Raw genomic sequence first — 16,336 nt, 5'->3', positions numbered from 1 at the left:
GGAAACGATGCCACTAACAAAACATATGTAGATACTGCAATCACTGCAGCTGCTGCTGATGGTTCTGAAACTATCGTTACTGGTGGAACTGACATTAGTGTAACAGGAACTGGTACAACTGCCAATCCATACATAGTAAACAGTACGTTTACAGAAGTGGATGGAAGTATTACTAACGAAATACAAAATTCAGCTCAGGTAAATCTTAGTACTCCTTTAGACGTTGATGGGGATACTGTAAACGAAACTACTGTACAAGAAGCTATTGCTGACTTAGCCGCTTCAAACTCGGATGATCAAACGGCTGCAGAAGTTTCTTTTGATGACACAGCTTCTACCTTAGGCGCAACTGATGTACAAGGCGCTATCGATGCCTTGGCTGCAAGTAATGCTGCCGATGGGGATACGGACGCGACTAATGAAATTCAAAACATCAATGAAGTACTTGCTGATGGAAACAATGCAGGGGGATTAGTAATCGATAATATCGGTGCTCCTATTGATGGAAATGATGCTACTAATAAAAATTATGTAGATACTGCAATCACTGCAGCTGCTGCTGATGGTTCTGAAACTATCGTGACCGCTGGAACTGACATTAGTGTAACGGGAACTGGTACAACTGCCAATCCATACATAGTAAACAGTACGTTTACAGAAGTGGATGGAAGTATTACTAACGAAATACAAAATTCAGCACAGGTAAATCTTAGTACTCCTTTAGACGTTGATGGGGATACTGTAAACGAAACTACTGTGCAAGAAGCTATCGCTGATTTAGCTGCTTCAAGCTCAGATGATCAAAATTTAACCGGTGCTACATTAACAGGAACATCACTTCAAATTGATATCGAAGGTGGAACGTCAACTACAGTAGACCTAGCTGGATTGCAAGACGGAACTGGAACGGATGATCAAACCGCTGCAGAAGTTTCTTTTGATGACACCGCTTCTACCTTAGGTGCAACAGATGTACAAGGTGCTATTGATGCACTAGCCGCTAGTAATACAGCTGATAACGATACAGATGCAACTAACGAAATACAAACATTAAGCAAAACAGGTACGACCATCTCCTTGTCCAATGGTGGAGGGTCAGTAAACGAGACTGTGACAACGCTTACTCAAAATGATGTAAGCCCTACCGGGGAAATAACCTATACTAATGAGGCTGGAACTGCTACTACTGCGCAAGTTGTGAGTGCTAACGCTGGTAATCAGGTTACAGTGGGTACAGATGGAGGAGCATTTTTTGCAAGTCCGGTGAAAGCTATCGGTAAAGTTTTGGGAACAGGGGTAGCTGCAAAAATTAGAAATGCTACAGTTACAAGACTAGACGAAGGTGATTATCAAATTACTTTTACAAGTGCTATGCCTGATGCTCACTATATCATTCAATTATCAATACTAGATTGTGGTGGAGATTGCCCAGGTAACTCAACGTCTAATTATGATGACCCAGGTATTTCGTACTATGCACAAACGACAACTGGTTTTAGAGTAAATATTGGCGATAGTGATAACGGTACTAACCAAAAAGATGATATCGATTTAGAGTTTATGTTTACTGTATTAGATTATTAAAAAAACATTATCTTATAAAAATTAGCTCTAAAGCTTGTATTAATTTTAGCTATACGAAAACTTATGAAAAATATATTTGTCCTTTTAATTAGTCTTGCTTCTTCTTCGCTAGTTGCACAAATTGACGCAAATTCGGTGATGGGATTACCAACAGCTACAACGGCAGAAATGACAGGAATTGTCGGACCAGCTATTGGTGCTTCATTATTCAATACGGATGATCAATCCATCTATCGCTATACTACAACAGGTTGGCAACGCAGTACAGATGATCAATTAGATTCTGAAGTCAATCTCGCGATTCCAATAGATGTTAATGAAGGTGGCGTAGCAGCGCCCACGAACGAGACTAATGTCCAGGAGGTAATAAACGCTATTGCTCCAATTACCTCAAAAGCTGCAAGAGTTTTTTACCCACCATCCATTGAAATAGATGCGTCCAGCAATGGTACGTTTACTGTCGATTTGTATGCACAATATACAGCACAATTTGCAACTCCAACAGTATCCAGTCCCGCTGCTCCGGCTGCCGTTCCTGTGTATGGAGCGACGGATTTGTATTACTATGTTACGTATGCAGATCCTGCTGTATTTAATACAGGTACCATGTCTATAACAGCAACTGGAGAATTAACCTATACGGTAATTAACCAACCAGTAGATTTTAATTCACTAATCAATGTTGTATTTGTTGTAAAATAATTATTTATGGGGAAATGTGATGTAGTTCAAAATATAATTAGTCGTAAAAGAATATTATTTCTATTCTTTATGGTAATAAGTGCTGTGAGTTTGTACTCACAAGCAACGGTTACTATAAATGTAAACTGGAGAAGGTATGCCGAGGAAAATTTAATACAAATAAGAAACGCTGCTAATACTGTATTGTACCAACATTGTGTTCCCGGTAACTGTTTCGTAAGTAATAATGCAAATATTCAAAATTACACGAATAGTAATAATATTGTTTTAGGGTATGGTGAATACACAGTTGTGGTGGCCGACAGGTTTCCAGATAATTGGAACGGTTTTGGTTCCAATGCTACTATCTTGGTAGATGGCGTTCAAGTTTTAAACGTAACAAAATCAAATGATGGTGGATTTACAGAAACATTTACTTTTAAAATAACAGACCCTAGTATCCCCGAAGATGTTCCTCTCACTTTATTTGATCAGTTTGATGGTAACTTTGATTATACTGTAGCCGGTGGTTCTTTTAGAACTAATAGTAACGCTGTAGATCCTTGTTCTATTGCAGCCACATCCAGCGGTAATTTGACAAGTCCTATTCCGGCAGGTGCCACCATCGAAAAAGCGTATTTAATGTGGGCACATTCTAATCCGGATGTTGATACTCAAGTAACTTTTGAAGGCACACCCGTCACTGCTGATATATCCAGTCAATATGTCCAAGGTGGTGTATTTTATGGTATGGTGAGTGATGTCACCTCTATAGTACAAGGTATAGCATCACCCTCAACAAATCTTTATGATGTAACTGATTTAACTATTGACACCTCAAATGTATATTGTACCCCGAACACCGTATTAGGGGGGTGGAGTTTGATGGTTTTCTATTCTGACCCCTCCTTACCCGCTACCAGTATCAATTTATACAATGGTTTTGACGGACAAAGTAATAATACCACAAGCTATACGCTGACCAATTTTTATGCAAATGCCATCAACGGATCAAAAACCACAGTGCTATCATGGGAAGGAGATCAAACCCTCGCGAATAATGAAGTGCTAACAGTTACCAACGGCTTGGGCGTTACCTTTGAACTTACCGGGGATGGTGATAACGATGGAACAACAGTTGACAATCCTTTTAACTCTACTATTTTTGACAATACTGTAGTCCCCAATATTAATAATACTACTAGCTATGGAGTAGATTTAGACACCTATGATCTATCAGCCTATATAGGTATTGGAGAATCTTCTATTACCACCAATGTTCAGGTGGGTCAGGATTTAGTCATGCTAAATTCTGTGATCTTAAGCGTTCCAAGTAATTTAATAACAGGAACTGTTTTTGAGGACACTAATTATGGTGGTGGTGCCGGACGGGATCGTACTACAGCTTCGGGGGCTCCGGTAGTGGGTGCTACACTTGAGCTATATAACAATCTAAATACACTGGAACAAACAGTTACTACGGATGCTTCAGGAAAATTCACCTTTGGCGGGATGACCAACGGAGATTATAAAATTAGAGTTGTTAATTCAACTGTAAAATCTAATCGCGGTGGCGGAGCGGCATGTACCACATGTTTTCCTATTCAAACTTTTAGAAGAGATTATAGTGGGGGAACTTTTACAGATATCACTCAGGAAATTGGTGGCGCTGCACCTTCTCAACAAGATGGTGGCACAGGTTCTATTGTTGGAGCACAAACCATTGCCTCCATCACAGTCGCAGATGAAGGTATTACGGATGTTGATTTTGGTTTTAATTTTAATACTATTGTAAATACTAATAGTGCGGGACAAGGATCTTTAGAGCAATTCATTCTCAACAGCAACGCGCTCGATAATGTTGGCTTGGATATAGAACCAAATAGTATTTTTGATCCTGCAATAGGGGAAGATACCTCAATTTTTATGATACCTCCTACGGCAGATCCACTAGGAAGACCTGCGGATCCAAATTACGCCACAGGATATTTCAATATTTTTGTAAATGGATTTGGAGTTGACCTCTCTCCTATTACTAATAATGCTACCTTAATTGATGGAAGAACACAAACGGCGTACTCTGGAGATTCCAATGGAGGTACTATTGGTGCCGGTGGAGCCTCAGTAGGAACAACAGGGTTTGTACTACCTACTTATACCCTACCGGAAATTCAGGTACATCGAGACGCTGGTGATGTTTTTATTATTCAAGCTACAAATACTACGATACGTAATTTGTCTATATATGCCGATAATAATGCCGGGATCAGACAAGACTCAGGTACAAATTCTCTAATTATAGAAAATTTATTGGGTGTTAACGCTACTGGTATAGCTTCAGGAAATATAGACCAAGGTTTCGAAATTACAGGAGGAACTTCAATTATTTCAAACAATTATATTTCAGGAAATGGCGCTGCAGGAATCTTGGTAAATGGAGGAACAAGTACTCTTATTGAACAAAATCATATTTCCAATAATGGAACAACAACCTGTAGTAATAACATCAGGTTGCAAAGTGGTTCTGGTATAACAATACAGAATAATCTATTGGATAATGCGACCGGGGTAGGAATAAATGGCGATGGTATTGGTGGTAACGTTTCTTTAACCAATAATACAATTACCACTTCTGGTACACGTGCTGCTTGTACAGATAAAGAAGGATTACTTCTTACAGGTAATAATTCTTCTATTACAAACAATATCATACATACCAATGGTAGTACAGGAGTTGCAATTACGGGAACTAATTCAGGTAATCTTATTTCCCAAAATTCTATTTACAATAATGGTACGGGTGAAGATGCACTGGGTATTGATCTATACAATCCTGTGATTATAACAAATCCTAAAGGCAACGGAGTAACAACAAATGACACTGGCGATGGCGATACAGGACCTAACGGAAATTTAAATTTTCCAATTTTAGAATCTGCCGCTGTATCTGGTAATTCTTTGAAGGTCGTAGGCTGGGCCAGACCGGGCTCAATTATAGAAATTTTTCTTACTGACATTGATCAAGGTACTGCTGTCGCAGGAGCTAATCAATTAGGACAAACTCTGGACTATGGTGAAGGGCAAATTTACTTAGCAACTGCTACTGAAGGGAGTGGTACAGATCTGGATGCTACAAGTTCTGCATATGCTGTGGATGGCAATACGGACAACACCGCGCGTTTTAATTTTACTATCACTCTACCGAGCCCAATCCCTGTTGGTAGTGGCGTAACCACTACTGCTACCTTAAGTAACAGTACGTCTGAGTTTTCAAGCACCTATACTCTGGGAGCAAAATCAGTGATTACAAACCGTAGAATAACGCATCGTGTTAAAAAGAATTAAAATGAAAGCACTTACACATACAATAGCAATACTGGCTACCTGTTTCTTTTCATCAATTACGGGACAAGAAGCTTTTCATAATTTCGGAAACGTCCAAATTCATGAGCAAGGTGCTATGGGTTTTCATCTGGATGTAATAAATGATGGTACATTTAACCAAAACTTAGGTTTAACAGGATTCTATAATTATGATGGAAGATTAACAGTTAGCGGTACTGAAAAGCCGGTTTTCTATGACCTGGAAATCGATGTGGATGATGATTTATATCTTGAAGTAGCTGTGGGCAGCACAAATTTTCAAGAGTTTATTAACGGACGAGTGATTACTCCACGAGATCAAATCATGATTTCCCTTGACTATGATAATGACACACCGTATCTTGGAGCAAATGACGATCGCCACGTTGATGGATATTCAGCGGTAACGGGAGATTTGGATTTTAGATTTCCGGTAGGTGATGATTATAGATTACGCCCTATGGCTGTTGAACGTCAAGCCGCAACCAACACTGCTAGAGGAGCATATTTTTTTGAAGACCCCAACAACCCTAACTTTTTTCCTAAGGGTTTTGATACGGCCACTTTTGAACCTACGCTTTATGGCGTAAGTATTTTTGAGTTTTGGGATTTAAATGGGGCTATAGAAACAAGAGTTACACTAACTTGGGATGATAACAGTAACTTACCAACGCTCGTTGAGAATCTGGAAGATCTGCGGGTAGTAGGTTGGGATACGGAACAGAACATATGGGTAAATTTAGGTAATACAGGAACGATAGGTGATCTGGATGGTGGTGAAATTATTTCAGCTCCGTTTACCCCTGATGCATATACCATCATAACCTTTGGTTCATCAAGCGAATTATTAGATGGTGATTTTGAAGTTTTTAATGCCGTCTCCCCTAATGGTGACGGTATCAACGATACTTTTATTATTCAGGGGTTAATTGCGTATCCTGATAATACAGTCGAAATTTTTAATCGATGGGGTGTAAAGGTCTACGAAAAAAGTGAGTACCATAAGGTACAGGAAACCTCTGCAGGTTTTGCGGGCAGATCCAATGGTAGAGCTACCATAATGCAGGATAATGAACTTCCTGTGGGAACTTATTATTATGTTCTTAAAATAAGTGGAAGAAAAAGTTTATCCGGTTATTTATACATTAATCGTTAATAATTTAAGCGACAAAAAGCTACAATTTTTTGAAAAAGTGATGTGCCCATATCTCATACCCTTCATTTAGGTAAAACTTATGTGATGGATAATTAGAAACATAGCTATTTAATTCGCAGCTTTCGCAACCTTTTTCTTTGGCATACGCATAAATCCAGGCAAAAACTTTTTTTCCAATACCTTGTCCTTGATACCCATCATCAATAAATACATGATCCGGTTCGCAGGATCTCCCGGCATAATGCCGCGTCATAAACCACATTCCAAATACTCCTATGAGTTTATTATCTAAATAGATCCCCCTACATTCATAATTCTGGTCAAACATTTCTCCAAATCGATGAAGTAAGGTTTCGTCAGGAAATTGATTTTTCATCAATTTTTGAATGAGCGGAAGTACCTCTGGGAAGTCTGCCTTTAAAATCTTGTTAAATGCCAGATTCATTTCGTGATTTTTTGCTAAAATAATTATACTTTTACTTTTTGTCACACTCTTTTTCTGTATAAATTAGTGTAGCAACACATTTTGTTTTATTGAAATGTCTAAGAACTTATAATCTCTCTCTAAAAGAGAACAATTTAAATTATATGAAAAATAAACCGGGTAAGATACAAGATCTAATCGAACATAAATTTTTAGAAGAACGCAGTGTTTTTTTATGGAGTCAGGTTGATGATAAATCTGCTAAACATGTGATCGATCGTTTGATGTATCTTGACATGATTAATGACAAGGAAATTAAATTATACATTAACAGTCCTGGAGGGTATGTCACTTCCGGATTCGCAATATATGACACTATTAAAGCATTAAAAAGTCCGGTATCTACCATTTGTACAGGTCTTGCAGCTTCAATGGGCTCGATCCTGCTAAGTGTAGGTGAAAAAGGAAAGCGTTTTATCCAGCCTCATGCAAAAGTTATGATTCATCAACCGAGTGGTGGTGCAAGAGGACAGGCATCGAACATAGAAATACAGGCGACCGAGATACTAAAAACCAAAGAATTGAGTGCTCGAATTTTAGCAGAAAACTGTGGTCAAGATTTTGAGAAGGTACTCAAAGATTTCAATAGAGATTATTGGATGGATGCGCAAGAATCTTTGGAATATGGAATTGTAGATGGTATTTTATCTTAATTTATAGTAGTAAGAGATATCTAGCCGACAATTTAAAAGTTGTCGGCTTTTTTTTGTGTTATATTTATAAAATTTTCATTATAATTATTCGTTTAAGATATACAACTATTATCAAAAAATTCCTTTTTAATGGCAGCAATAAAACCTTATATCAAAATTAGATTCCTGTTTTTACTAACACTTTTACTTACAGCTATGAGTTCTGCGCAAGAAGTTTTTGATAAGGAGAATTTGATGGGAAAAAGTGACATCTCTTTTTATGGTGATGGGACCTACCAGTTACGTAAAGAAGCATACGAAGCATTTTTAAAAATGAAGAAAAGTGCAGCTACAGCAGGAATAGAGATCAAAGTTGTCTCCAGTTATCGAAGCTTTGAACATCAAAACAGCATTTGGACACGTAAATACAACCGCTTTACAGCTGCCGGCATGTCCCCGACTAACGCTATTAACAAAATAATAGAATATTCGACAATTCCAGGAACTTCTAGGCATCATTGGGGAACAGACCTCGATATAGTAGATGGAAAACCTAAACAACCAAAGGATGTTTTATTAAGCAAACATTTTGAAGGAAACGGTCCCTATTGTAAATTTAAAGAATGGATGGATCAAAACGCCGCTTCCTTTGGCTTTTATTTAGTTTATACAAATAATCCTGAAAGAAAAGGTTTTAAATATGAGCCTTGGCATTACTCTTATGCTCCGCTATCAAAACCTATGCTTACAGCGTATCAAAAAATCAATCTCAAAGAAGCTTTAGCACAACTTGACCTTATTGGAGCTAAACATATAGATGCCAACTTTATCGAAAAATACGTTAATTTTAATATTTTGGATATCAATCCCGAACTAAAAAACTAGTCGTTTAAAACCCCCAAGAATCATGAAGATTTATTTAAAACAATTCCTTTTATTAGTTGTAATAATTACTATCCTCTCTTGCTCTAAAGATAACGATGATCAAATTGACGAAAATACCAAAACCCAAGAATCTGAAATTTCTGTTGAATCTGAAATTTTGAGATTGGTTAATGAACATCGGATCAGTTTAGATTTACCTGTGTTGGAAATAACCTCGATAGCCAATACTTTAGCCAAAGAACATACTACCTACATGATTGAAAAATCAGCAATAAGTCATGACAATTTTGACGCGAGATTTGCAAAGCTTCGTTCTGAAGTAAACGCTACTAACGCAGCCGAAAATGTAGCTAGTTTTCAACCTACAGCTCAAAGCGTAGTAACAGCTTGGTTAAACAGCTCCGGACATCGTAAAAATATTGAAGGAAATTTTTCGTTTACTGGTATTTCTGCAATTAAAGATAGTGAGGGACGCTATTATTACACCCAAATATTTCACAATTGAAAATTGAGCTCCAAAGAAATTAGTATCTTGAACGTATAATTTTTACAAATTTTATTTTCAATGAGACGTGGGGGTTTAACGATCAGAATTTTGATAGGGCTAGCAATTGTTGCATTTGCATTTTTTAAAAAATGTAATAATAAAACAGTAAACCCTTACACGGATCGTGTTCAAAATATTAGTATGACAACGGATCAGGAAATTTCTATTGGACTACAAAGTGCTCCAGAGATTGCTCAACAACACGGCGGACTCTATCCGGATCAGAAACTCCAGACATATATTGATATGGTTGGAGGTAAATTGGTGAATTCAACTATGGCCAGAGAAACACCGTATCGTTATGAATTTCATCTTCTGGCTGACGAGAAGACAATTAATGCCTTTGCGTTGCCGGGAGGCCAGATTTTTATAACCTATGCCCTACTTTCAAAGTTACAGAGCGAAGATCAAGTAGCAGGAGTACTAGGCCATGAGATCGGACACGTTTTGGGCAGGCACTCTGCAGAGCGTATTGCTGAGCATGAATTTTGGAAAACTATATCCACCGGAGCATCAGTAGGAGCAGATGCTGGGAATTTGGTAAATAGTATCGGGCAAAATGTATTGCTAAAAAATGGTCGAGAAGATGAGCTAGAAAGTGATGAATTAGGGGTGCAATTTATGATTAAAGCCGGCTATAATCCTGAAGAAATGATTGAGGTAATGAAAATTTTGAAAGAGGCTGCTGGAACTAACCGTACCCCGGAATTCCAAAGCACGCATCCCGATCCAGAAAAGCGAATTGAAAAAATTCGGGAAGCAATAAAAACCTATAAGCAAAATTAAACCTTCCATCATAGTGATTAGCTATGATGAAGGTTTCTTTACTAAAAAATCAACGTTTTACGCTTTTTTACTCAATAGTTCTACTGCTTCTTGTGCGTTAGAATGCTTGGCAAATTGAAGAGCCGTGTTACCCTTATCATCTTTTGCTTTTACATTGGCTCCATGCTGTTTTAAAAGCTTAATAATTTCTACACGATTGTAACGCGCAGCATACATCAGGGGGGTCATGCCTTCAGACGATTCATTAACATCAGAACCTAAAGCAATCATTTTTTTTACCATTTCTAAATCGCCCTTTACAATTGCCATGCAAAAAGGATCAACCTTTAGTTTAAAAGTTGCTACTTCGTTCTCCTCATACGTATTGAGCGCATGCATGTTATCTACTAATCCTATCGAAAAGCACATAACTAAACCTAAAATTAAACCAGTTCGTTTCATATTATTGATTGTTTGAATGTTATACGTATATAAGACCTGATGAGACAGGAGATTGTTACATTGTAAGTTACTAAATAACAATTGTTTAACTTTTTTATAACACTTCAGCATTAAACTGGAAAAATATATAGTGACGATAATATTTTTCAAAAACTTTAAGCGACAATAAAGTTCCTTAAGATAAAGAAGCATTAGTTCGTTGTAAAGCTTAAATTGAAATTGTAATTTTACTTTTTTAACCACATTGTGAATTCACATTTTTATACTAACCAAGTAACTAAAAGCTAACTACCACATGACTAAAAAAGTAATCCTTATGATCCTCGATGGCTGGGGAACTTCTCCCGATCCAAAAGTTTCTGCTATCGATCATGCAAACACTCCATTTATAGACAGTTTATACACCAAATATCCCGTAGCTGCACTGCGTACAGATGGCTTACACGTGGGATTACCAGAAGGTCAAATGGGAAATAGTGAAGTAGGACACATGAATCTTGGTGCTGGGCGTATTGTTTATCAGGATTTAGCCAAAATTAATCTCGCGATCAAAAGTGACACCTTAAAAAATGAAAAAACATTGGTAGATGCCTTCAACTACGCAAAAACCAATAACAAAAAAGTACACTTACTGGGACTTTTAAGTAATGGTGGTGTACATTCTCACATAAATCACGTAAAGGGATTATTGAGCGCTGCACACGCGTATGGATTACAAGACGTATTTTTACATGCTTTTACGGATGGTAGAGATGTGGATCCTAAATCGGGTATCTATCATATCGAGGATATTGAAAACCATATGCAGAAAACAACCGGTAAGCTTGCATCAGTTATAGGTCGATACTATGCTATGGATCGTGATAACAGATGGGACCGAGTAAAACTGGCTTATGATCTTCTGGTGCACGGACAGGGAGAGAGAACACAGGATATTAAAGCATACTTAGAAGCAAGCTATGAGCAAAATGTCACTGATGAATTTATTAAACCCGTAGTTGTATCTGATACTGCCGAGCCGACGGCTGTTATTGATGAAGATGATGTTGTTTTATTCTTCAATTTTAGAACTGATCGCGGGAGAGAGCTCACATCGATGTTATCACAACAAGATATGCACGAATACAATACCCATAGGATTCCGTTGTATTATGTCACAATGACTAATTATGACGAAACATTTAAAGGTATCAATGTTATCTACACTAAAGATAACATTACCCAAACCTTAGGTGAAATTATATCGAATGCTGGCAAAAGACAAATTCGTATTGCGGAAACTGAAAAGTACCCACACGTAACTTTCTTCTTTTCCGGAGGACGAGAAGAGCCTTTTCCTGGTGAATCAAGAATATTGAAGAGCTCTCCAAAAGTTGCTACCTACGATCTTAAGCCCGAGATGAGTGCGTTTGAGTTACGAGATGCGTTACTACCAGAATTAAGAAAAGGTGAGGTGGATTTTGTCTGTCTTAATTTTGCTAACGGAGATATGGTTGGACACACAGGTGTTATGGAAGCAGCAATACTAGCGTGTGAAGCAGTTGATGTCTGTGTTCGTGACGTAGTAAATGCAGGTTTAGAAAACGGATACGCTACCCTATTAATTGCTGATCATGGAAATTGTGAAACAATGATAAATCCGGATGGTACCCCGAATACAGCTCATACCACCAATCCGGTTCCTTTTATACTTATAGACAATGAATCAATTCCAATTAAAAATGGTGTTTTAGGTGATATTGCCCCTACTATTTTAGAATTGATGCAAATTGATAAACCAGAAGTTATGTCAGGACAGTCCCTTTTGGTAAAATAAACGGGGATGACAACCAGTGTCTAAAAGGCATGAAAATTGCACCTTATATCGCGAATAAATAACTCAACCCATCAAATTAACAGTAAACCTTAAATTTCTAATGAAATTAATTTTAAATTCTTTACTATTACTAGCACTAGTAGCTTGTAAAAGTAGCAGTACTACTCCACAAAAAGATTCAACACTTGATGTTCTGGATAAGGCCGAAAAACAAGCAACTACGAGTCAAAACGAAACTTCAAATCCTACTGGTATGTTGTTAGGTATTCAAGATAGAGCTGCCTTAGAGCGCGAACCTCATGATTATTGGTTTAATGATAATTATGATAGTTATGAAATGGACACAGAAGCTGTTGCTCAATTACAACCTTTATTAGAGGATGTTAAAATAAAAGCTTTTATGGGAACTTGGTGTGGTGATAGCCAATACGGCGTACCCGCTTTTTATAAAATCATGGATGAAGCTAAGTTTGATTATAATAATCTAACGCTTATTACCGTAACCCGCAATAAGGATACCCCTGAAAAACTCGAAGAAGGCTTAAATATCATTCGCGTACCTACCTTTATTTTTTATAAAGATGGAAAAGAATTAGGGCGATATGTCGAGTATGCACGTGAGTCTTTAGAGAAAGATATGATCACCATTTTGTCTGGAGAGACTTATAAGCACTCCTACGAAGATTAGGAGTTGCGAATATTGAAGATCCTTTTATTCTTTGTAAATTTGTCGCCTGCATAAAGTAACAAGCACATGATTATAGTAAAAACACGAGAAGAAATAGAATTAATGCGAGAAAGCGCATTAATAGTGTCCAAAACTTTAGGTATGTTAGCTTCAGAGGTAAAACCGGGAGTGACAACACTTGAGTTAGATACTTTAGCAGAGACTTTCATTCGAGATCATGGTGCAGTTCCGGGTTTTTTGGGCTTGTACGATTTTCCAAATACATTATGTATGAGTCCAAATGCGCAAGTTGTGCATGGAATTCCTAATAAAACTCCATTGCAAGAGGGTGATATTATATCTATTGATTGTGGTGCTATAAAGAATGAATTTTATGGGGATCATGCCTATACATTTGCGGTTGGAGAAATTTCCGAAGATGTAAAGCGACTATTAGATGTCACCAAAAAATCTCTCTATGTCGGTATTGAGCAGTTTAAAGTAGGTAATCGTGTAGGGGATGTTGGTTATGCTATTCAGAAATTTACCGAAGATGCCGGATATGGAGTGGTACGAGAACTTGTAGGTCACGGTTTAGGTCGAACCATGCATGAAGATCCCGAAATGCCTAATTATGGAAGACGAGGTCGTGGTAAGAAGTTTATTGAAGGTATGGTGGTGGCGATCGAGCCTATGACAAATATGGGTACACATCGTATCAAACAGCTTCGTGATGGTTGGACTATTCTCACTGACGATGGCAAACCTAGTGCGCATTTTGAGCATGATGTTGCTATCATTGATGGTAAACCTGAGATTCTTTCTACCTTTAAATATATCAATGAAGCTTTAGGCATTGTTACCAATGAGGAAGATGCTTTTAGACAAGAACTACTTACCGTATAATTATCGCTTACGCGAACTATGAAAAAACTATTTAAATTTGTTTTAAACACTGTTCCAAGACCATTTTTAATACGATTAAGTTATATAGTACGACCTTTAATAGCTTGGTTTTTGAGAGGATCAAGATATACTGATCCTATCGATGGTAAGCAATTCTCTAAATTTTTACCGTATGGTTATGTGACACCCAGAGAAAATGTACTCTCTCCTTCTACGCTATCGCTGGAAAGACATCGTTTATTATGGTTATATCTAAAAAACGAAACTGACTTTTTCACCGCCACGTACAAGGTTCTACATATTGCTCCTGAACAAGCTTTTTTTAAACGTTTCAGGAAGTTGAATAATCTGGAGTATACAACTACGGATTTAAACTCTCCTTTGGCGGACATTAAGGCGGATATATGTGACCTACCTTTTGAGGATAATAGTTATGATGTAATTTTATGTAATCATGTATTAGAGCATATCCCTAACGACACAAAAGCAATGCAAGAATTGTTTAGAGTATTAAAACCTGGCGGAATGGCAATATTACAAATCCCACAGGATTTAAACAGATCGGTGACATTTACGGATGACAGTATTACAGATGCAATTGAACGCGCAAGTATATTTGGTCAATATGATCATGTAAGAATCTATGGACGCGATTATTTTGATAAACTACGTACAATTGGGTTTAAAGTTGAAGAAATCAACTACTCCGAAAAACTAACGCCTAAGAAAATTGATGAATATCGATTAGCTCCGGGAGAAGTTTTACCGGTTTGTTTTAAGCCTTAACTTTCAGGAAAATCATTTACGGACAGCGTTCTTAATAGGCCATTGGTACTCTCATAGATGAAAAAAGCTTTCAAGTCTTTATTAGACTTCAAATAGTTTTTTGATCGGTACAGTCCCATTGACATAAAAGCCGTTGCATAGGCATCTGCCTCCATGCAGGTGTCAGCAATAACAGATACACTTAATAGATTTGACTTGAGCGGATAGCCAGTGTTAGCGTTTATGATATGAGCATATCGATTACCATCACTATCCAATTTAAATTTACGGTAACTCCCTGAAGTTGCCATAGCTTGATTAGTAAGCGGAATCACTTTACTATATGACTGTGTATAATCAAAATTAGGATCTTCTACACCAATGGTCCAAGGCTTATTCTTATATACATTGCGCCCCTTGACTCTAATCTCTCCACCAATCTCTACTAAAAAATTATCAAGCTTAAGCGACTCCATATAATCCGCAAAAACATCAACTGCGTATCCTTTTGCCAACGCATTAAAATCCAAAAAAGTGTTTTTGAATCTTTTATGAACTTTATTATCAACTAGCTCCACATTTTCCAAGCCCACTAACTGTAATAAACTGTCTATTTTTAAACTATCCAGTGAAACAACACTTCCAGAAGGCCCAAAATCCCACGCATTCACCAAGATTCCGATAGTAGGATCAAAAGCTCCGTTAGTTTGCTTATGTATAGTTTTTGCAGTCTCAAAAACTTTCTGAAAATGAGCATCCACCACCACCGTAGAATCACCAGCGTTAATTTTAGATATATCAGAATCCGTTTGATAAGTAGACATCGATATATTAATTTGCTCGACGATACTGTCCAAACAAGAGGCAACATTATATTGTTGATTATCAATAAACTTCACAGAATAGGTAGTACCAAATGCTTCACCAATCGTAGTATTCACAAACAATTCGTTACTCTTGTTTTTACATCCAATCAAATAAAACACAGCTATAAATAGCCATAAATATTTAGTATACCGCATATTAGTTATAATGAGTTTCTATAGTTTGTAAACCGGCATAATTTAATAAATAATCTTCATTTAAGAGCAATGGATCCATAGGATTTACTGCATTCTGCAGCCCAACTCCCGCATAGAGTACTTTTGCATTTTTTGTAGAGGCATGTTTTTTAAAAGTTTCCATCCAAACCATGTCGTAATTATTTGGATTATCCGGATAGTTCACCACCTTTACTAATACAAAATAATAGGTTTTAGTTGTATCAATACAAACAAATTGGGGATGCTTTCCTAATTTACTGTTTACAGCAACAAATTCATAACCAAGTTCCTCCAGTTCCTTTCCAACAATGTTCATTGCTAAATTATGGAGTTCTTGTTTTGTCAATTCTCTAGACATACCAAAAGTAATTAGGTTTATGTTTTAAAGTTCAACATATAAAAAAATAAGCATATAAAAAAACCGACATTAAGATGAAGTGCCCCCAAAAAGTTAGACACTATTTGGGGGTATTTTATGAGTAGAAAAATCAAACATTCCAAAGATTTTAAATTTAAAGCAGTACAAAAGGTTTTAAGGAATAATTTAAGTATTACTGCTGTTAGTGATGAATTAGTTCTC

The 16,336-nt window shown here is 37.1% G+C and carries 16 protein-coding genes; 12 read left to right on the top strand and 4 right to left on the bottom strand.

The features are described from left to right. The 4 genes from BD809_RS15690 to BD809_RS15425 all read left to right on the top strand — a co-directional run. Positions 1 to 1,584, top strand: a 1,584-nt coding sequence (locus BD809_RS15690) for a beta strand repeat-containing protein (protein WP_170251921.1), incomplete at its 5' end; no start/stop codon positions are given. A 63-nt stretch (positions 1,585 to 1,647) separates the two neighbouring features. After that, entirely contained in the window at positions 1,648 to 2,286 is a 639-nt protein-coding gene (locus tag BD809_RS15435) for a hypothetical protein (protein ID WP_246131569.1), read from the top strand. 6 nt (positions 2,287 to 2,292) lie between these two features. Beyond that, positions 2,293 to 5,610 (top strand): beta strand repeat-containing protein, encoded by a 3,318-nt coding sequence (locus tag BD809_RS15430; RefSeq protein WP_148783886.1) that lies wholly within the window; start codon positions 2,293 to 2,295, stop codon positions 5,608 to 5,610. A 1-nt stretch (position 5,611) separates the two neighbouring features. Continuing rightward, positions 5,612 to 6,784, top strand: coding sequence for a gliding motility-associated C-terminal domain-containing protein (locus BD809_RS15425; protein WP_148783885.1), 1,173 nt, complete (start codon positions 5,612 to 5,614; stop codon positions 6,782 to 6,784). A gap of 19 nt (positions 6,785 to 6,803) precedes the next feature. On the opposite strand, the gene BD809_RS15420 is transcribed toward BD809_RS15425, so the two are convergent. After that, positions 6,804 to 7,229 carry a GNAT family N-acetyltransferase gene (locus BD809_RS15420; RefSeq protein WP_148783884.1) on the bottom strand — a complete coding sequence of 142 codons (426 nt, stop codon included), beginning with the start codon at positions 7,227 to 7,229 and terminating at the stop codon, positions 6,804 to 6,806. Positions 7,230 to 7,372: 143 nt separating this feature from the next. On the opposite strand from BD809_RS15420, the gene BD809_RS15415 reads away from it, so the two are divergent. From BD809_RS15415 to BD809_RS15400, 4 genes are all read left to right on the top strand, one after another. Then, the gene (locus tag BD809_RS15415; protein ID WP_148783883.1) at positions 7,373 to 7,921 is read left to right on the top strand and encodes a ClpP family protease; all 549 of its coding nucleotides are present in this window, start codon (positions 7,373 to 7,375) and stop codon (positions 7,919 to 7,921) included. Positions 7,922 to 8,050: 129 nt separating this feature from the next. Then, the gene (locus BD809_RS15410) at positions 8,051 to 8,785 is read left to right on the top strand and encodes a M15 family metallopeptidase (RefSeq protein ID WP_148783882.1); all 735 of its coding nucleotides are present in this window, start codon (positions 8,051 to 8,053) and stop codon (positions 8,783 to 8,785) included. Between the two features lie 22 nt (positions 8,786 to 8,807). Beyond that, positions 8,808 to 9,290 (top strand): CAP domain-containing protein, encoded by a 483-nt coding sequence (locus tag BD809_RS15405; RefSeq protein WP_148783881.1) that lies wholly within the window; start codon positions 8,808 to 8,810, stop codon positions 9,288 to 9,290. A gap of 60 nt (positions 9,291 to 9,350) precedes the next feature. Beyond that, positions 9,351 to 10,118: a M48 family metalloprotease gene (locus BD809_RS15400; RefSeq protein ID WP_148783880.1), complete on the top strand. Its 768-nt coding sequence runs from the start codon at positions 9,351 to 9,353 to the stop codon at positions 10,116 to 10,118. A 57-nt stretch (positions 10,119 to 10,175) separates the two neighbouring features. On the opposite strand, the gene BD809_RS15395 is transcribed toward BD809_RS15400, so the two are convergent. Beyond that, positions 10,176 to 10,559 (bottom strand): ankyrin repeat domain-containing protein, encoded by a 384-nt coding sequence (locus BD809_RS15395; RefSeq protein WP_148783879.1) that lies wholly within the window; start codon positions 10,557 to 10,559, stop codon positions 10,176 to 10,178. Positions 10,560 to 10,854: 295 nt separating this feature from the next. Between BD809_RS15395 and gpmI the strand changes: the two genes are divergently transcribed. From gpmI to BD809_RS15375, 4 genes are all read left to right on the top strand, one after another. Further along, positions 10,855 to 12,375 carry a 2,3-bisphosphoglycerate-independent phosphoglycerate mutase gene (gpmI, locus tag BD809_RS15390; RefSeq protein WP_148783878.1) on the top strand — a complete coding sequence of 507 codons (1,521 nt, stop codon included), beginning with the start codon at positions 10,855 to 10,857 and terminating at the stop codon, positions 12,373 to 12,375. A gap of 100 nt (positions 12,376 to 12,475) precedes the next feature. Continuing rightward, positions 12,476 to 13,063 (top strand): thioredoxin family protein, encoded by a 588-nt coding sequence (locus BD809_RS15385; RefSeq protein ID WP_148783877.1) that lies wholly within the window; start codon positions 12,476 to 12,478, stop codon positions 13,061 to 13,063. Between the two features lie 66 nt (positions 13,064 to 13,129). Continuing rightward, positions 13,130 to 13,948: a type I methionyl aminopeptidase gene (gene map, locus BD809_RS15380; protein WP_148783876.1), complete on the top strand. Its 819-nt coding sequence runs from the start codon at positions 13,130 to 13,132 to the stop codon at positions 13,946 to 13,948. An 18-nt stretch (positions 13,949 to 13,966) separates the two neighbouring features. Next, the gene (locus BD809_RS15375) at positions 13,967 to 14,734 is read left to right on the top strand and encodes a class I SAM-dependent methyltransferase (RefSeq protein ID WP_148783875.1); all 768 of its coding nucleotides are present in this window, start codon (positions 13,967 to 13,969) and stop codon (positions 14,732 to 14,734) included. Here BD809_RS15375 and BD809_RS15370 read toward each other — a convergent pair. Together BD809_RS15370 and BD809_RS15365 are read right to left on the bottom strand one after the other, a co-directional pair. Continuing rightward, the gene (locus BD809_RS15370) at positions 14,731 to 15,735 is read right to left on the bottom strand and encodes an FAD:protein FMN transferase (RefSeq protein WP_148783874.1); all 1,005 of its coding nucleotides are present in this window, start codon (positions 15,733 to 15,735) and stop codon (positions 14,731 to 14,733) included. The genes BD809_RS15375 and BD809_RS15370 overlap by 4 nt on opposite strands. 1 nt (position 15,736) lies before the next feature. Next, on the bottom strand, positions 15,737 to 16,114 hold the full coding sequence (locus BD809_RS15365) for a Na(+)-translocating NADH-quinone reductase subunit F (RefSeq protein ID WP_148783873.1): 378 nt from the start codon (positions 16,112 to 16,114) through the stop codon (positions 15,737 to 15,739). Between the last annotated feature and the right edge of the window lie 222 nt (positions 16,115 to 16,336).

The sequence above is a fragment of the Aquimarina intermedia genome (assembly GCF_008124785.1).
Classification (GTDB): Bacteria; Bacteroidota; Bacteroidia; order Flavobacteriales; family Flavobacteriaceae; genus Aquimarina; species Aquimarina intermedia.
This window is presented reverse-complemented; position numbering and strand designations above follow the sequence as displayed.